General features: G+C 63.8%; 2 protein-coding genes. One reads left to right on the forward strand and one right to left on the reverse strand.

The annotated features are described in order from the left end of the window. Nucleotides 1-935 (forward strand): penicillin acylase family protein (locus WAN02_RS23690; protein WP_422266966.1); only part of this gene is annotated, 935 nt, incomplete at its 5' end. A 223-nt stretch (nt 936-1,158) separates the two neighbouring features. On the opposite strand, the gene WAN02_RS23695 is transcribed toward WAN02_RS23690, so the two are convergent. After that, nucleotides 1,159-1,692 (reverse strand): GlxA family transcriptional regulator (locus tag WAN02_RS23695; protein WP_422266968.1); only part of this gene is annotated, 534 nt, incomplete at its 5' end.

Consider the following 1,692-nt stretch of genomic DNA (forward strand, 5'->3'; position numbering starts at 1 on the left):
GCTATATCGTCTCGGCCAACTTCCAGCCCGTGTCGCCGACCGGCATGGAGATTCCCGGTTACTACAACCTCGCCGACCGTGGCCAGCAACTCAACCGCCAACTCACCGACAAGAACGTGAAGTGGGACAACGAAGCCAACCAGAAGCTGCAACTGGGCACCACCACCGGTTACGGCCCGCGCGTGCTCGCGCCATTACTGCCGGTATTGCGTGAAGTGGTGACTGACCCGGCGCAACTGAAACTGGTCGAGCAATTGGCGCAGTGGCAAGGCGACTATCCGCTGGATTCGGTCAGCGCGACGGTGTTCAACCAGTTCCTCTACGACCTGGCCGACGCGGCGATGCGCGATGAGCTGGGCAATGACATGTTCGAGACCTTGCTGTCGACCCGCGTGCTCGACGCAGCACTGCCACGACTGGCAGCCAACGCCGACTCACCGTGGTGGGACAACCGCAACACGCCAGGCAAGGAGACCCGCGCCGACACCGTGCGCACCGCGTGGCAGGCGAGCATGGCGCATCTGAAACAGACTCTCGGCGACGATGCCTCCGGCTGGCAATGGGGCAAGGCGCACACGCTGACCCATGGTCATCCGTTGGGTCAGCAGAAGCCGCTGGATCGCATTTTCAACGTCGGCCCGTTCGCCGCGCCGGGTTCCCATGAAGTGCCAAACAACCTCTCGGCGAAGATCGGACCGGCGCCGTGGCCGGTGACGTACGGCCCGTCGACTCGGCGGCTGGTGGACTTCGCGGATCCTGCTCACAGCCTGACCATCAACCCGGTCGGCCAGAGCGGCGTGCCGTTCGACAGCCACTATGACGATCAGGCGGAGGCGTATGTGGACGGGATGTATGTGCAGGCGCATTTCAGTGAGGAAGAGGTGACGGCGAATACGCGGAGTACTCTGAAGTTGCTGCCTGCACGGGCGCAGTAAAAGCACCCTCACCCCAGCCCTCTCCCGGGGGGAGAGGGAGCCGACCGAGGTGTCTTGCGTCATACATCGACCTGAATGATCGGAGTCGATTATGGACTCAGCCAAGTTCGCTCAGGTCGGCGTTTCTCTCCAATATCCCCCTATCGGCCCCCTCTCCCTCCGGGCGGTCCGACGTTTCGGGAGGGCTGGGGTGAGGGAACAGCGATCTCAAGCCAACCTCCGCTCAAACCATCGCCGCAAAGTTCAGCCGGAACTGCTGCGGCGTCACCCCCAGCCGCCGGTTGAACACGCTGCGCATATGTTGCGCATCGCGAAACCCGCATTGATACGCCACGGTCTTGAGCGGCGCCGTGGTGCTTTCGAGCATCACCCGCGCCGCATCCACCCGCGCCCGTTCGACGAATTCCGCCGGGGTGACTTTCGCTTCGCGAGCAAACACCCGGGAGAAATTCCGTGCGCTCATGTTGGCGGCATTCGCCAGGTCGGCAATGGTCAGGTCGCCGGTGAGGTTGGCCAGCACGTACAACTGCACCATTGCCACCGCCGACGTCGGTTCGGCGTGGGGCGTGAGGAACGGACTGAACTGTGATTGCCCGCCCGAACGCTGGGTAAACACCACCAGCCGCTTGGCCACGCTCAGCGCCACCTCGGCACCGTAGTCACGCGCCAGCAGGTACAGCGACAGATCGATCCCCGCCGTCACCCCGGCCGAGGTGTAGAGCTGACCGTCCTCGACGTACAGCCGATCGGCCTCGAC

It is taken from the genome of Mycobacterium sp. (genome assembly GCF_049281135.1).
Classification (GTDB): Bacteria; Actinomycetota; Actinomycetes; order Mycobacteriales; family Mycobacteriaceae; genus Mycobacterium.